This is a genomic window from Streptomyces corallincola, assembly GCF_019104725.1.
GTDB classification, from domain to species: Bacteria; Actinomycetota; Actinomycetes; order Streptomycetales; family Streptomycetaceae; genus Streptomyces; species Streptomyces corallincola.
This window is the reverse complement of record NZ_JAHRXF010000076.1, coordinates 1-16,779: the sequence shown is the minus strand read 5'-3', so window position 1 is coordinate 16,779 and position 16,779 is coordinate 1. Positions and strand designations below refer to the sequence as shown.

Annotated in this window: 6 protein-coding genes; 1 reads left to right on the top strand and 5 read right to left on the bottom strand. The window is 68.2% G+C overall.

From position 1 onward, the window contains the following. Positions 1–59: 59 nt before the first annotated feature. The 5 genes from KUM39_RS27385 to KUM39_RS27365 all read right to left on the bottom strand — a co-directional run bounded on the left by KUM39_RS27385 (position 60) and on the right by KUM39_RS27365 (position 9,221). Positions 60–992 carry a hydroxymethylglutaryl-CoA lyase-like TIM-barrel protein gene (locus KUM39_RS27385; protein WP_217788469.1) on the bottom strand — a complete coding sequence of 311 codons (933 nt, stop codon included), beginning with the start codon at positions 990–992 and terminating at the stop codon, positions 60–62. A 277-nt stretch (positions 993–1,269) separates the two neighbouring features. After that, positions 1,270–2,220 (bottom strand): LysR family transcriptional regulator, encoded by a 951-nt coding sequence (locus KUM39_RS27380; protein ID WP_246620815.1) that lies wholly within the window; start codon positions 2,218–2,220, stop codon positions 1,270–1,272. 198 nt (positions 2,221–2,418) lie between these two features. Continuing rightward, positions 2,419–3,702 (bottom strand): multidrug effflux MFS transporter, encoded by a 1,284-nt coding sequence (locus KUM39_RS27375; protein ID WP_217788467.1) that lies wholly within the window; start codon positions 3,700–3,702, stop codon positions 2,419–2,421. A 156-nt stretch (positions 3,703–3,858) separates the two neighbouring features. Next, the gene (locus KUM39_RS27370; RefSeq protein WP_217788466.1) at positions 3,859–4,056 is read right to left on the bottom strand and encodes a tautomerase family protein; all 198 of its coding nucleotides are present in this window, start codon (positions 4,054–4,056) and stop codon (positions 3,859–3,861) included. Positions 4,057–5,123: 1,067 nt separating this feature from the next. After that, entirely contained in the window at positions 5,124–9,221 is a 4,098-nt protein-coding gene (locus KUM39_RS27365) for a hypothetical protein (protein ID WP_308288260.1), read from the bottom strand. A 464-nt stretch (positions 9,222–9,685) separates the two neighbouring features. Between KUM39_RS27365 and KUM39_RS27360 the strand changes: the two genes are divergently transcribed. Then, complete coding sequence (locus KUM39_RS27360) at positions 9,686–16,675, top strand: RHS repeat-associated core domain-containing protein (protein ID WP_217788464.1); 6,990 nt, start codon at positions 9,686–9,688, stop codon at positions 16,673–16,675. Positions 16,676–16,779 lie beyond the last annotated feature (104 nt).

Sequence of the window (16,779 nt, the reverse complement as noted above, 5' to 3'; positions counted from 1 at the left end):
GGCGGAGGCCGGGACCGGCGCGGCGGCGCGCGCCGGTCCCGAAGACGGGGAGAGCGAGGTCACCTGGCGCCCGCTGCGGTCAGTTCGCGGGCGGCCGAGAAGGCGTCGCCGATGCGGTCGACGGGGAGCTTGGCGCGCTCCTCGATGGACAGGTCGAAGTGGCCGAGGACCAGGTCGGGCAGGGGCAGGGAGGGGGTGGCCTCCGCAATCTCGGACTCCATGCGGTGGGCGAGGCTGAGGATCCGGCCGAGGTCGTAAGCGTCGGCCTCGGCGCACCGGCGCAGGTAGGCCAGCCACTGTTCGGTGACCAGGTTGCCCGGGCCCTTGCCCATGCCGAGAACAGAGGAGTCGATCCAGGTGGCGCCCGCGTCGACGGCCGCGATGGCGTTGGCCAGGGCGAGACCGAGGTTGTTGTGCGCGTGCAGGCCGATGGCCGCGTCGGTCACCGAACGGACCAGGTTGACGAGTTGGGACACCTCGGACGGCAGCATGCTGCCGTTGGAGTCGGCGAGGTAGACCACGTCGGCTCCGGCGTCACCGGACTGCGCGGCGAGTTCGACCAGGCGGCGCCGGTCCAGCTGGCTGACGCGAGTGATGTTGACGGTTGTGGTGAAGCCCAGACCGACGGCGCGGGCGAGGAGGGCGAGCCCGTGCTCGGGCGCGGTGGAGGGCAGGCAGAACCGTACGAGACGCACGCCGGCCTCGTACATGCGCGGAAGATCGTCCTTCGTGATGTTCTTCGGATGCAGAATCATGCCGACGCGGTCGGGGGAGACCACCTCGGCGATCGCGCGTATGTAGTCGTCCGCGCCCGTACCGGTGCGGCCTATCCCGGATCGGGGTGCGAAGGAGCCGTTGCGGTACGCGATCTCGACCCACTCCATGCCTGCGGCGACGCTCTCGCGGGCGTGGTACTGCGCATACTCCAGCGGGAAGTCGAAGTTGTTGCGGTAGCCCCCGTCACGCAGCGTCACATCAAGATTGACAATCATTACCCCTCCACGTATGGCGCATGCAGTAGGCGGGGTGAGAGATGCGCAGGAATTGACAGCGCCACGGCACGACGAATTGTCCGCGAATCAACAACGCAATTACTTCGACGGAATTCTCCGAAAGGAACCCCACATCACATCACCCCGTTAACGAACTCAGCGACCCGACCATAAAGTCTCGTCCACTCCTGAGGAGTGAAATCCGGAAGTTCGTCCACGAAAACGTATCACGCACTTTCAAGCGAAGTTCAATGAAAGAGCAAAGTAATGACCATCGTCAACTCTCTCCGACGATTTCCCGGCGCATCCGCGCACATGCTTCCGTCAGCAACTCAAGCCTTGCCTGATCGGCGTTTTCCCGTAGAGCAAGGGACATACGGATGGTGACGGGATCCCCGTTGAGCGGCAGCAGGGAGATGCGGCGGGAGGAGACCGTGCCGACCGCCATCGGATACACCAGGGTCCAGCCGGCCGCACCCGCCCCGATTTCGGCGAGGGTGTCCTGGAGTCCGGTGGAGGGCGGCCCGAAGGCCGGTTCGAAACCTGCCGCGCGACACGCGGTGACGACGGCGTCGTAAAGCACCGCGTTCTCCCTGCGGGAGGTCAGCCGCAGGGGAAGACCGGCCAAGTCGCCCAGATCCAGGCGTTCCTGTGCGGCCAGCGGGTGCGCGGCGGGCAGCGCGACCACCGGCGGCTCGTCCCAAAGCGGGAGAAGTCGCAGGCCAGGGGCGCCTTCCACGCCCCGGACGAAGGCCGCGTCCAGGCGTCCGGCGTACACCTCCGCCAAGCGGGTCTGGGCGTCGAGGGTCTGGAACTCGAAGCGGGTGCCGGAGTCGCGCTCGGCCAGTGCGTCCAGGAAGTCGTCGAGGCGCGGGCCCAGCGCGGAGCTGATGCCGACGCGGAAGGTGGCCGCACCCAAGCCGGTGAGCCGGTGGGCCTTGGAGGCGAAGGAATCCATCGCCCGCAGCACGTCACGGCCCTCGGACAGCAGGGCAAGGCCGGTTTCGGTGAGGGTCACGGTGCGGCCGGAGCGGTCGAAGAGCTGGGTGCGCAGCTCCCGCTCCAGCCGACGTACTTGCTGGCTGACCGCGGGCTGGCCTATGTGGAGCCGCTCGGCCGCCCTGCCGAAATGCAACTCCTCGGCGACGGTCACAAAGTATCGAATTTGCCGCAGTTCCACAGGTCCCCCAGCGCTCCGAGCGACCCCACTTGTTGAACAACGAAACATTCTTGGCCTATGCGGGGATCGCCACCAGGGAATCCTCGCACACTGAATGGCGGCGCCGCCTTCGGGTAGCACCCTCGGGCAGCGCCTTCCGGTGGGCGCGGTACCCACACGGCTCCCTTCGCCGCCGATGAATGGTTCACGCCTGCAAGTAATTTTCGCATATTCATGAACAGTCTTTACCCGATGGCATTCACGAACTTACTGGGCGGCGACTTCCTGCAATGCGCCGTCCCGCTTGTCGGCGACATGGGCATCGTCATCGCCTTTTCGCGTACGGGAGAGCTGCCGGGACGCCAGCGAGAGGAACAGGGCGAAGGCGCAGATTCCCAGCACCGCGGCGGCCAGGACGAACCAGCCGAGCGCGAACAGATCGCCCGCCGGCAGCCGACTGGAGAGGAAGATGCCCAACGAGGCGGCCAGCAGCTGGAGCGCACCCATCAGACCGGACGCCGATCCCGCCGTCGCACGGAAAGTCGTCACGCCCGCGCTCATCGACAGCGGTAGCAGGAAGCCGTTGCCGAAGGTCATGACCGGCATGAACAACAGGACCAACAGACCCCAGGGCGTACCTGCCCCGCTCAGTCCCAGGCCGAGCATCATCAGCGCACCGGCGAGAAAGAACCCGTGACCCATCCACAGCAGCTGATTCACCGGCCGCTTGCGGACCAGAGTGCGTGAGACGAGGTTGCCTGCGACATACGCGACCGAGACGCTGATGTAGCAGAAGCTGGTCGTCCGGGTGGCCAGGCCCATCTTCTCGAAGACGAGCGGGGAGGCTGCCAGGTAGCCGAAGTAACCGCCGTACGCCACCGCCAAGTTGAGCGTGTATGCCCAGAACAGCGGACGGGCCAGCAGCGTCGGGTAGCCCTTGAGCGTGACGCCGAGGTGCTTGCTGCGCCGCTCCGGCGGCAGGCTCTCGGGGATCGAGACGACCATCACGACCAGCGTCACCAGGCCGAGCAGCGCGGTCACCACGAACGGCGCGCGCCAGGAGACGTACGTGGTCAGGTAGCCGCCCACCAGCGGGGCGATGGACGGCGAGACACCCACGATCGGCATGACCGTGGCGAACATCCGGGCCGCGTCCTTCTCGTCGCACAGGTCGCTGATCACGGCCCGGCCGAGCACCATGCCCGATCCGGCGCCCAGCGCCTGGAGGAGTCGGCCGGCGCCGAACACCCCGACGGTGGGCGCCGTCGCGCACATCAGCGAAGCCGCGGCGAAGAGCCCGAGGCCGGAGACGATGACGCGCTTGCGACCGTACGCGTCCGAGATCGGTCCGTAGACCGCCTGCGAGACCGCGATGCCGATCATGAAGGCGCTGAACGTCCACTGCACCGACGCGACCGGAGTACGGAAGGCCTGCGCGATGACCGGCACGCCCGGCAGGTTGATGTCGGAGGCGAACAGACCACCGGCGTTCAGCGAGCAGAGAACGGCCAACAGCAGCACGGAGGACGTGCGTCCTGACGCGGTCTTCATGGCGAGCGACTTCCTGGGTCAAGAGGGCGGCCGAAAGCGCGGATTCATCCGGAGAGGGTGGGTGGCGGGCCGGTGGTGCTGGCAGGTGCGCTCGCCGCGCCCGTCCGGGGCGAACGTCACCGGTGAGGCGCGCGGCGCGCCCGCAGGGTGATGGTCTCAGCGCTTGGCAGCCCGGGCGGCGAGCGTGTCGCCGCCGATCGACCAACTGTCGGTGCCGATCTCCTGCACGGTCACCCATACGCTCTCCGGCTTGCTGCCCGTGGCCTTCACATACGCGTCGGTCAGCTCACGGACCAGCTCGGCCTTCTGCTCGGCGGTCTTGCCGGGCGTCTGCTGTACGTGGATGAGAGGCATGGTGTTCTCCGGTGGATCGAGCCTGCACGGATGACGCACGGGTGCGGGCCTTGCGGTCCGAACCGTCCCGGATCCAGTCCAGCACCGGACCCCAGGGCCGTCCAAGGCGCAATCCGAGCTGGCACCGATCACAAATCGTGATGACCGGTTCGTCCGGGAGGGAAAGCCGGGCCGACCGAGGGCACTACCCCCGCGTGCGCGGGGCCGACGAGAACTCCCACGAAGCGTGCGCCCACACCGTCGGGCTACCCCCGCATGCGCGGGGCCGACGTCACGTCGAACACTTCGCCGACCTGCCCGGCCGAGCTACCCCCGCACGCGGGGGTAGCTCGTCGAGAAGGGCGTCTACCGATGCCCGGAGGAGTTGGCCCCGCCCAAGCGGGGCTAGCTCACCGCACCAGCAGCACAAATAGCCGCTGCCCATTCAGCCCGCGCACAAGTTGGACCATGCTCCACCCGCATCCCGCACCCCGCACCCCGCACCCCGCACCCCGCACCCCGCACCCCGCCGGCAACTACCAGCCCCCCCCCACCACCGGCTCCAAACCAAAGACACGCATCGCCTCGATCGACAACCCCGCCAAGCACCTCACCGACGGACCACGGAGCCTCGGCCTCCGAGCCGCGTGGCAGTGGCCCCGTGACGGCCGTCGATGCGGCGGGCACCGGCGCAGTACGATCCTGCGGCGGATGAGGAGAGAGCCCCCGGTGCAACGATGCGCAGACGCCTCCGCTGACGCGGACGAAGCGGAATTCCCCGCACTGCCGGGAGGCAATCTCCGCACGCACGCCCAGCATCCCCGGAAACCACGCTTTAGCAGGGCCGGGCAGTCTTCTTGTGGTGGGGCGGGTGAGACTCGAACCTATTTGAGTGACGCGTCTCACCTGCGGTGTTACCAAGACTTCGGACATAAGCATCCGTTTCCCTCCACCTGGGTCCGCATCGGTCCGCCTCGGCCGAGGACCGTGCGGGTTTACCCGCACACGCCTCCGGGGGCTCGAGTCGCCGTGAACGCGAGTGGCTCCCTCATCCGGTTGACGAGGGAGCCACCTGACAACCGGTCGAGTCAGTTGTCGGGCCCGAGGCCGCTCAGGTCGATCGCACCGGCGACGGCCTGGTAGCCGTCGGCGGTGAGGTTGACGTGGTCGCTCGTGTCGAAGTCGCCGGGAGCCGCGTCGGCGCCGAGCATCAGGGGCGTCGGGTCCGCTGTGCTCGTCTGATCGGGTACGGCGACCACCGACTCGGCGTCCAGGACGTTCACGGTCGGGGTGCTGAAGTCGACCTGGTCCGTGATCCAACTATTGGTGTCGACACGTTCGCCGTCCACGCCCGAGGTACACGGAGCGTACCCGTGGCACGGGGTGAGGGTGGTGAGGACGACCTTGATGCCCCAGCCGCGGAGTTGGGCGAGCAGTTGGTCGTAGCCCTGCTCCAGGGTGATGTCGTCCGTCCCCGCGACGATGTCCTCCAGGCCCTCGTCGACGATCACGGTGCTGACGCCGGGCAGCGACAGGACGTCCCGGTCGAGCCGGGTCAGCAGGGCCGGTCCGCCCTGGCCCTGCTCGGTGGCCATCCGGTTGTTCTCGATTCCGGAGGCGACGATGCCGTACTGCGGTACGCCCAGTTCGTTGGTGCGCAGGGCGGTGGCGAGGTCGTCGGAGATACGGGGCGTGGTGATGCCGGGCTTGGTGGCGGCGGCGAACGGATCGGTGAGGTGGTCGCCGAGCACGGCAACGGTGGGCTGGTTGCCGGTGGTCACGACGTCGATGCCGGTGAGGATGTCGGTGAACTGACCCGACAGCGCGCCGTCGGCGGTGAAGGCGGCGGTGCCGGTGTCGGCGGTGTGGTCACCGGAGCCGACCGCGCTGACGTACTGCGTCGCGGCCCCGGCCCAACTGTGCTGGACGAGGTAGGGAGCCGTGCTCGCCAGGTGAAGGCTGACCATGATGCGCTTGGCCGGGGTCGCCGCGTAGGAGATCTGGTCGCTGTAGACCTCTCCGCCGATGGGGATGGTGACGGTCTTGCTGCCGCCGTTGAAGGTGAGGTCGGCCGGGAGGGCCGTGGGAGCGGATGCCGAGGACTGGGTGGCGATGGTGGTGTGGTCGATGGTCAGCGGAGTCCGGCCGAGAGCGTTGGAGAGCCGGACGCGGACGCTGGAGCCCGAGACGCTCGGTGTCGCGGCGATACGGAAGGTCTGGTTCTTGTAGTCGGTGCCCTCGTAGTTGAACGCGCCCTCGTTGGGCGCGCTCCACGCGCCGGTCCACTTGGCACCGCCAGCCGCGGTGATGGTGTCGCGGACGGACATGCCGAAGAGGTGCAGGCCGGGGACGTCCTGGCGCGCGGTGTCGCTCAGGTCGGGCAGGGTCACCGAGCTGATCTGGGCGCCGGCCTTGAGCGGGACGGCGAAGGCGTAGACGTTGGTGCTGCGGGTCTCCTGGGTGCCGCTGCTGTGATTGCGGTGGGGCAGGGTCAGGGCAGCCAGCGCGTTGGAGCCGTAGACCCAGTCGGGGACGGTCAGGTGATAGGCCGAGGTGCTGCCGTCGGAGTAGGTGACGGACCCGTAGGGGCCTCCGGCCCGGCAGTCCTCGTACTGGCCGTTCCCGAGGGTGCATTCGGTGCCGCCGACGGACGTGCCGTCGGGGATGACCGGGCTGGAGTAGTCGTCCTCGGCGCGCTCGGAGCCGACGAAGCCGTAGGTGGAGAAGCCCAGGAAGACCAGGGACCGGCCGCTGCCGCTCATCTGGATGGTCTGGTCGGCGGCCATGACGTTGTCACCGGAAGCAGACGCGAAGTTGGGCAGGGTGAAGGCGGCTCCGTCCACGGTGATCCGCCCGCCGGGCTGCCAGCCCGCGGACTTCAGGTCCTGCAGGGACATCGACGCGCCGACCCCGTCCGCGTCGGCCGCGGCCTGGGCGGCGTTGTCGGTGACGGCGGTGTTGTTGAAAGCGTCCTTGAGACTGGCGTAGGTCTTTCCGGCGTGACCGAGGGCGGTGAACTGGTACTGCTGCTGGGTGGAGACGTTGCCCGCCGAGTCCACGGCGTACACGTACAGGGTGTGCGTGCCCGGAGCGGTGGGCGTGACCGAGACGGTCGCCGCGTTCGCCGAGGCCGTCACCACCTGGGAACTCGGGGTGTTGGACGTGGCAGGAGCGACGTCGAGACCGTAGAGGAACTTGGTCGCGCTGTTGGTGCTGAGGGTGAAGTGACCAGTGGTACCCGCGACCGTGGTGCCGGGGGCGTTCTCCGGGTACGTGCCGTCCTTGTCCTTCACCGTCGGCTCGGTGGGCGCTGTCAGGTCCACGGTGAAGTGGCAGCTCGACGAGGCGGCGCTGGTGTCCTTGCCGTCGCCGGCGGTGACGTTCCAGCCGACGGTGTCGCCGCTCTTGAGGCCGTTCATGAATGACGACGACAACTGCTTGGGCGCGTTCTGGCCGCTGGCGACGGTGGCACTGGTCGTGGTGGTGGACGTGCCGCCGTTGACCCAGTACTTGTAGGTCGCCGCCAGCGCGTCCTTGTCGCCGTCGCTCACCACGGCGTTGAGCGTGGGCGGGGTCGTGACCAGCGTCTTGCCGATGACCGGGTAGGGAGCGGTGGTGCCGCAGCCCACCGAGTGCGTGCCGAACTTGGCGGCGAGGCTGCCGGGTTTGCCGGGTACGTGGTTGTACTCGATGGACATCGAGGGGTTGTTGGCGAAGCGCTTGAAGTAGTTGCCGTCGCCGCTGCCCTCATGGCTGTTGACCAGCGCGAACGTCCAGTTGGAGTCCTTGGCGGCGGCCTTCTTGGCGATGGTCGGGGTGACGGAAAAACCGCCGGACGGCTCACTGGTGCACGCGGGGCCGAAGCTCTTGGTGGCCAGCAGACTCGACAGCGCCGGCCGACTGTTCCACGTGGTGCCGGAGCCGATCGCACCGGACAGGTACATCTTGACGTCGGACGACAGGCTGCAGCTCGCGGAGTAGTTCTCCTTCACATCCACCGTGGCGGACACGATGTGGGTGCCCCACACGGAGGACGGGATACCGAGCTGGAAATAGGAGCGTTCGGTTCCGATGCACCCGGACCAACTGTTGTAGCCGACGCCGGGGTCCCCGTACTGGGTGGAGTCGTAGTTCTTCGCGGTGGAGCAGCCCTGTTGCGTCTCCACGTAGTGCTGCTTGCCGCCGGAGGCGTAGTGCGGGTTCCAGCTCGGGTCGATGTAGACCGGGTAGTGGGTGCCGGAACCGGCCAGGAGTTCCTGGTCCGGCGTCAGGGACAGCGTCGTACCCGTGACATCGTCGGCGACGTGGGCCACCTGTGCCCCGATACCTGGACCCGACGTGCCGTCGTCCGTGGTGCCGGTGGCGGCTGCGGAGCGGACGGCGGCGAGCCGTTGCGGGGCGGCGGCGGAGCTGGAGTCCCACATCACCGGCTGCGGCGCGCTGAACAGCACCTGGCCGGAGGGCGTCGCCGCTTCCAGGTTGTCGTGGCCGTCGTCGGACACCGAGACGCCGGTGGCACGGGTGGTCAGCTTCAGAGTCGTCAGCGCGGGGTTGCCGGCGGCTTCGGCGGTCTTGACGACGATGAGTTCCGAAAAGCCGCCCAGGGTGTTCGCCGTCAGCCGGAGGTCCACGTCCTTGAGTACGTCCGGGTACGTGATCGTCGCACCGGACACCGTCGGCTTCGGCAGCGACTGGGGCCAGGAGAAGGCCAGTTGCGCCTTGCCGCTCGTCATGGAGACCAGCGCCGTGCCTCCTCCGCCGGAGAAGGCCAGAGGCTCGGCCGACGCCTCCGGGCTGTAACTGCCGTCGTCGTTCTGGTGGAGAGAGGCGTCCACAGGCACCCATGCGTCGTTCTTGCGGACCCGCTGCGGGAGCAGGCTGGTGGTCCAGGTGACCGTTCCCGAGGGATTGGCCTCGACCGTCGCGTTCTCCGTGGTCAGCGCGTCCACCTGGACGGGAGCGCCGGTGGACGCCGCCCTGTCCTGCGCGGTGGCCAGCGCCGACTGCTGCTGCGCGGACAGACCCGAATCGTCCGGCGTGCGTGCGGTGCCCAACGGGCCGTCCGGGCGGGTGGAGGGCAGCGGCGGTGCCGGCATGGCGACGGGCTGGATGCCTCCTCCGGCCGCCGCAACCGCGACGGCGGGCACGACCGGCGCGAAGGTGAGTGAGAGTGCGCCGACGGACACCAGGGCCAGCGCCCGACCCGGTATCCGCGTTCTGTTTCTTGTTCTTCCCTGCGTGCGGTGCAGGCGAAAAATGCCGGACATCTGCCCCCCAGGTCGCGTCCGATGAGAAAAGAGCCGATAGGCGCGAGGAGGCTACCTGCGGCTGCTTCAAATGGACAACCGGCGACCGAAAAGCGCCCCCGTACGGTCGCGGGCCGCAGACCGGGCTATGGGCGATTTTGCCGCACCTGTATCCAGTTGGAAGCTTTCTTGTAGCGTGCACTGATTAATGGCCAGAACATGCCCTCACCTGCCGTTCCATGATGTATGCATGGGCATTTCATGGCGATCTCTATACGTAATCCATACTATGGAGGACCTGTGAAGTACGCCTTCACTCTGATCGAATGCTTCTTCGCTGGATTAATTTCGCTTGGGGGGTCGGAGTGCGTCGCAATTCGCCGTGGCGGATTTTCGGAAGAGGTATGCGTATTCGCAGAACTCCCGCGTTGTGGATCGTCACGGTCACCGCGCTGGGACTTCTCGCAGGCTTCATCGCCCCTCAGACGGCGCTCGCCTCCGGACGGCGCGGGAATTACCTCGTCAAGACGGAGGCGACACGCTCCGTACCCGTCAAGCCGGTCGCGGGACAGCCGGTCCACAAGCCGGCGATGCCACGCTGGAACCCCGGCCGTGCCCACCGGGACTGGCCCGCGTCAGGCACCGCCGACGCGGCCGTGCCGGCCCACGGCGGCGCACACCGGGCGGGCGGGCTGCCCGTCTCGGTGGCGGTGTCCAGGAGCGGCCGCACCGCGAAGTCCGGCACGAAGCTGCACGTACGGCTTCCGGGCCAGTCGGCGGCGCGGAGCCTGGGACTGCGCGGTGTGGTCTTCACCGTGCAGCCCGCCACCGCGACGGCGTCCGGCCGTACCCGCCTGAGCATGGACTACTCGGCCTTCCAGGACGCCTACGGCGCCGACTGGGCCACCCGGCTCCGCCTGGTCCGGCTTCCCGACTGCGCCCTGACCGACCCCGGCCGGAGCGACTGCCGCACCCAGACTCCCCTCACCTCCGCCAACGACGCCCAGACGCACACCGTCTCCGCCGATGTCGCGCTGCCGGAACAGCCCCGCACCGCTGCCACGCCCTCCGGCGCGGCCGCCGCACGTCCGATGGTGATCGCCGCCGTCGCCGCGACGTCCGGCGGGGGCGGTTCCTACGCGGCCACCTCCCTGGCACCCTCCGGACAGTGGTCCGGTGGCGGATCCAGCGGCGCCTTCGGCTACTCGTACCCGATCACCGTCCCCGACGTCCCCGGCAGCCTGGTCCCGAGCGTCGGCCTGAGCTACGGCTCGCAGAGCGTCGACGGGCGGACCTCCTCGACCAACGCCCAGTCCTCCTGGATAGGCGATGGCTGGGACTATTCACCCGGCTTCGTGGAGCGCAGCTACCCGTCCTGCGCGGACGACACAGCGGGCGGCTCCCCGAAGACCTCGGACGAGTGCTGGTCGGACGACGCGCAGACCCTCACACTCTCGCTCAACGGCTCCTCGAACACGCTGGTCCACGACGACAAGTCGAACACCTGGCACCCTCAGGGCGACAACGGCGAGAAGATCGAGATCAAGACCGACACGGTCAACGACGACAACGACCACGAGTACTTCGTCGTCACCACCGTGGACGGCACCCAGTACTACTTCGGCCGCAACCGCCTCCCCGGCTGGGCCACGGGCAACGCCACCACCAACTCGGTCCTCACCGCGCCCGTCTTCGGCAATGACACGGGCGAGCCCTGCCACGCCTCCACCTTCGCCGCCTCCTGGTGCCAGCAGGGCTACCGCTGGAACCTCGACTACGTCGTGGACAAGCACGGCAACGCGCTCAGCTACTGGTACACCCCCGAGACGGGGTACTACGGCCGCGACAACACCACTACGGCGACCCCGTACACCCGCGGTGCCTACCTCACCGAGATCCGCTACGGACAGCTCGCGGGCAAGGTCTACGACACCACGGCACCCGAAGCGGCCCAGGTCTTCTTCGACACCGCCGAACGCTGCCTGCCCGACTCCGGTTTCGACTGCGCCCCGTCCAAGATGACGACGGCCAACGCGTCGCACTGGCCCGACGTGCCCGTGGACCAGACCTGCGCGTCCACCGGGGCCTGCAACAACCACGGGCCCGCGTTCTTCAGCACCAGGCGTCTGACCGGCATCCGTACGAAGATCCTCGTCGGCACCGCCTACCAGGACGTGGACGCCTGGGCCCTCGCCCACACCTTCCCCGCCACCGGGGACACCACCACCCCGTCGCTGTGGCTGTCGTCCATCACCCGCACCGGCAAGGACGGCGGGAGCAAGGCCCTGCCGCCGGTCGTCTTCGCGGGCCAGGCACTGGCCAACCGGGTCGATGGCCTGGACGGCTACCAGCCCATCACCCGCTACCGACTGACCACCGTGACCACCGAGTCCGGCCAGGTCATCACCGTCAACTACTCCAGCCCACAGTGCCACCGCCAGGGCACCACGGTGCTGCCGTCCGCACCGGACTCCAACACCTACCGCTGCTTCCCGTCGTACTGGACGCCGCCGGGGCAGATCTCGCCGCAGTTGGACTGGTTCAACAAGTTCGTCGTCGACTCCGTCACCACGCAGGACCCGGCCACCAAGAGCCTCCCCGTCCAGACCTCCTACACTTACCTCGGCGACCCGGCCTGGCACTACAACGACGACCCGATGTCGCAGGCCAAGTACCGCACCTGGAACCAGTGGCGCGGTTACGGCCGGGTCGAGACCCGCACCGGAACCTCGCCCGAGAAGATCACGCTGTCGCGGGACACGTACTTCCGCGGCATGGACGGCGACAAGACGTCCTCGGGCACCCGCACCGTCACCCTGAACGACCGAGCCGGCGACGACCCGCAGAGAGACTCGGACTGGCTGGCCGGCCAGACGTTCGAGACCGAGGGCTTCAACGGTGACGGCGGCGCGCTGCTCTCGGACGAGACCACCGACCCGTGGACCTCGCCGGCGACCGCGACCCAGTCCCGGACCAAGGTCGGACTCGACCCTCTGGTCGCCCACCGCACCAACACACTGCGCACACGTGCCACCACGACCAAGGCCGACGGCACGCCGCGTACCACCGAGACCGACTACACGATCGACGACGCCACCGGTCTGCCGATGTCCGTGGACGACCGCGGCGACACCTCCACCACGGCGGACGACACGTGCAGCCGCACCTGGTACGTCAAGGACGCGTCCGGCAACACCCTGCCCGTCCCCCGTCGGGTCCAGGAAGTCGCCGTCTCCTGCTCGGCCACCCCGAAGTACCCGGCCGACCTCATCAGCGACGACCTGACCTTCTTCGACAAGTCCACCGACAACACGGCCGTACCCGCCAAGGGCGACGTGACGATGGTGCAGAAGGCCGACTCGGTCGCCGCCGACGGCACCCCGCACTACGTAACCGCTCTGCAGAACACCTACGACGACTACGGCCGCGAACTCTCCGAGACCGACGCCGACAACCGCACCACCACGACGACCTACACCCCCGCCACGGGCGCCTCCCCCACCGCCGTCAAGGTCACCCAGCCCAAGGTCACCGGTCAGACCGCCGCGTTCAGCAGCACGACCACCATCGACCCCGCGCGCGGCCTCGACCTGAAAACCACGGACGCCGCCGGCTATTCCACCACCAGCACCTACGATCCGCTCGGCCGGCTCACGGCGGTGTGGGAGCCCGGCTTCTCCACGGCGAACAACCCCAACACCAAGTACGGCTACGACCTCAACCCCACCGCGCCCTCGACGGTCACCACCCAGACCCTCAAGGACGACAACACCTACGACACGTCCATCTCGATCTACGACTCCTCGCTGCGCCCGCGCGAGACACAGACGTCCACGGCGGACGGCGGACGGATCATCACGGACACCGTCTACGACAGCCACGGATGGACGGTGAAGTCGTCCGACCCCTACTACAACAGCGGCGCCCCGTCCGGCACGCTGGTGGACGCCGCCGACAACCAGACGCCGTCCCAGACGGCCACGGTGTACGACGGCGCCGGCCGTGCCACCGCCTCGATCGCCTACCACTTCGCGTCGGAGACCTGGCGCACCACCACCGCCTTCCCGGGCTCCGACCGCGTCGACGTCACCCCCGCCCAGGGCTCCACACCGACGACGACGTACACCGACGCCCGCGGCCGGACGACGAAGCTGCTCCGCTACCACGGCGACACCCCCGCCGGGGACGCCGACACCGTCACGTACGCGTACGACAACGCCGGCCACCAGACCGGCCAGGACGACGGCCAGGGCCACACCTGGAGCAGCGGCTACGACCTGCTGGGCCGCCGTACCTCCCAGACCGACCCCGACTCCGGTTCCTCCAGCTCCACCTACGACAACGCCGGACAGCTCCTCACCACAAAGGACGCCCGCGGCAAGGTCATCCGGCTCGCCTACGACGAGATGGGGCGCAAGACCGCCGAGTACGACGTCACCGGCGGTGCCACCCCGGCCGCGGCCAACCAGTTGGCCGCCTGGACCTACGACACCCTGAAGAAGGGCCTGCCCAGCGCCTCCACCCGCTACGTCGGCGGCAGCACCGGAACCGCCTACACCAGCAAGGTTCTCGGCTACGACAGCCACGGCTGGGTGCAGGCCACGCAGTTGGTCGTCCCGTCCTCCGAGGGCGCGCTGGCCGGCACGTACCTCCACCAGAACCGCTACAACCTCACCGGCACCCTCCAGTCGTACACCGACCAGGACCCGGCGGCCGTCAAGCTCCCGTCGGAGACGGTCTCCTACACCTACGACTCCGCCGACCGCCCCATCGGCGTGGGCGGCGACACCAACGGCTGGGCCTACGTCAGCGGTCTGACCTACACGGAGTTCGACGAGCCCCAGCAGTACACGTACGGCACCTCGGGCAACTTCGCCCAGCAGACCCTCACCTACGACGACCAGACGCACCGGCTCACCGGTTCCACCACGGTGACCCGGTCCGGCGCGGCCATGGCCGACCAGACGAAATACGCCTACCAGCCGTCCGGCAACGTCACCCGGATCACGGACAAGCTGGAGACCGGCCAGACGGACACCCAGTGCTTCGGCTACGACTGGGCACAGCGCCTCAAGGCCGCCTGGACGGCGACCGACGGCTGCGCGGCCACCCCCGCACCTGGCAACTCCGCCACGGTGGGCGGCCCTTCCCCGTACTGGCAGAGCTGGACCTTCGACGCCACCGGTGCCCGGCAGGCCCAGGTGGACCACAGCACCTCCGGTGACACCTCCCTCGACACCACCGCCACCTACACCCCCTTCGCCGCCGGGGCGAAGCAGCCAGCCCACGCCGTCGCGCAGGTGAACAGGTCCACGCCGACGGACCCGGCCTCCAACACGTCGAACACCTACACCTACGACGGCAACGGCAACGTCCAGACCCGCACGACCCGCGCGGGCACCGACACCTTCACCTACGACGACGAGGACCGGCTCGCCGAGCTGTCCTCCACCGGCGGCGCCGGCGACACCAGCTACCAGTACGGCGCCGACGGCGGACTCCTTCTGCGGCACAGCCCGGACGGGACCACGCTCTACACCGGTGACGAGGAGATCACCCTCAAGAAGAACGCGACCGGCGCCGACGGCGTCCGATACATCTCCCTGGCCGGCCAGACCGTCGCCACCCACTCCTCCGACGGCCACTTCACCTATCTGATCCCCGACCGCCAGGGCACCGGCACGCTCGTCGTCGACGCCCAGACCCAGCAGGTGGTCCGCCGCCAGTACAAGCCCTTTGGCGAGAGCCGCGACCAGACCGGTCCCTGGACAGCGGGCCAGCGCGGCTACGTCGGCGGCACCCAGGACGACAACACCGGCCTGACCAACCTGGGCGCCCGCGAGTACGACCCGACGATCGGCCGTTTCCTGAGCCCTGACCCGTTGCTGGCGCCAGGGTCACCGCAGACCTGGAACGCGTACGACTACTCCGGTGACACCCCGGTCACGGAATCGGACCCGTCGGGTCTGTGCATGGCCGATCAGTGCGGTGTCGGTTACCCCATCGGTGGCACCGGCAGCAGCCCCAGCAACCCCAAGCGGTACGTCGACACCGGCCCCGTCGATCCCGGCAACAACTCCGGCGGCGCGGTCTACTGCCACCACGGGCAGTGCTCTGACGGACATGCGATGGGCTACCGGGGCGGCAACGTCAGCACGGTGACCCACGACCCGCAGAGCGAACTGCGCGCTGTCGAACGCCAGAAGGCCACCGCCAACGCGGCCGCCGCGGCAGCGAAGCGACAGGCCAGCGGATTCAAGCACCAGCTCCTCAGCCTGGTGGCCGACGTCATCGGCGTCACCGACGCGTACAACTGCTTCACCAAGGGCGACGTCATGGGGTGCATCAACACCGCCCTGACGTTCGTCCCGTGGGGCAAGGTCTTCAAGGTCGTCAAGATCGGCATTGAGGCCATGAAGATCTGGCGCGCGCTGGACCGCGCCTACACGGCGGTGAAGGACGCCGAGGAAGCGGCGAAGATCGCCGATGACGCACTCGACGCCGAACGCGCGATCGTGGAGGCGGAGAAGGCGGAGAGCGCCGGCACGGAGGCCGTCACCTGCGCGACCCACAGTTTCGTACCCGGCACGAACGTCCAACTGGCCGACGGTTCCTCGAAGCCCATCAGCAAGGTCAAGGTCGGCGACACGGTCCTGGCGACGGACCCGCAGACCGGTGTGACGGCACCGGAGCCGGTCCAGAAGGTGATCATCACCCGCACCGACCACGACTTCACGACCCTGACCCTGAAGACGACCCCGGTCCGCGGCCCCCCGCACCACCAGCCTCCCGCCCAGAAACTCACCACCACCTGGCACCACCCCTTCTGGGACGTCACCCACCACCACTGGACCGACGCCCACAACCTCACCCCCGGCACCCAACTCCGCACCCCCGACGGCACCACGGTCACGATCACGACCGTCACCAACTTCCACCAGCACAGGACCACGTACGACCTCACGGTCGGCACGGTGCATACGTACTATGTACTCGCTGGGACCACGCCTGTTCTAGTTCACAACACCAATTCTCCGATTGGTTGTGGCGTGAATGGTGAGCCGATTTACGATATCCCAGCCGGTTCGAGTGGTGGCACTGGTGCCGGGAAGAGGATTCCGCCAAGCCTCCTCAAGGATTACGATGTCGGGAAGAATGCGGCTCCTGGAACGACCGCCCCGTTGTGTTCGTATTGCCGGACGAATCCAGCCACGGCGATTGATCACGTCGAGCCTAGGATAGGTGGCGGTGACCTAACCGATGCAAACACCACACCGGCTTGCACATTCTGTAATAGCTCGAAGAGGGATCGATTGGCTCCATTGAATCCCCCACCTAATTACACCGGCTCCTGGCCACCGCCGTGGTGGCCTTCGAGAATGACACCGCCCTAGGGGTGTGTAGGTGAGAGATGGCCCGCGACGGCTGGGAGGAAGATCAGCCGTCGCGGGCCATCTCGCTGGGCGGGGAGCGCATGGTTGCGTCGCCCGACCGCCTA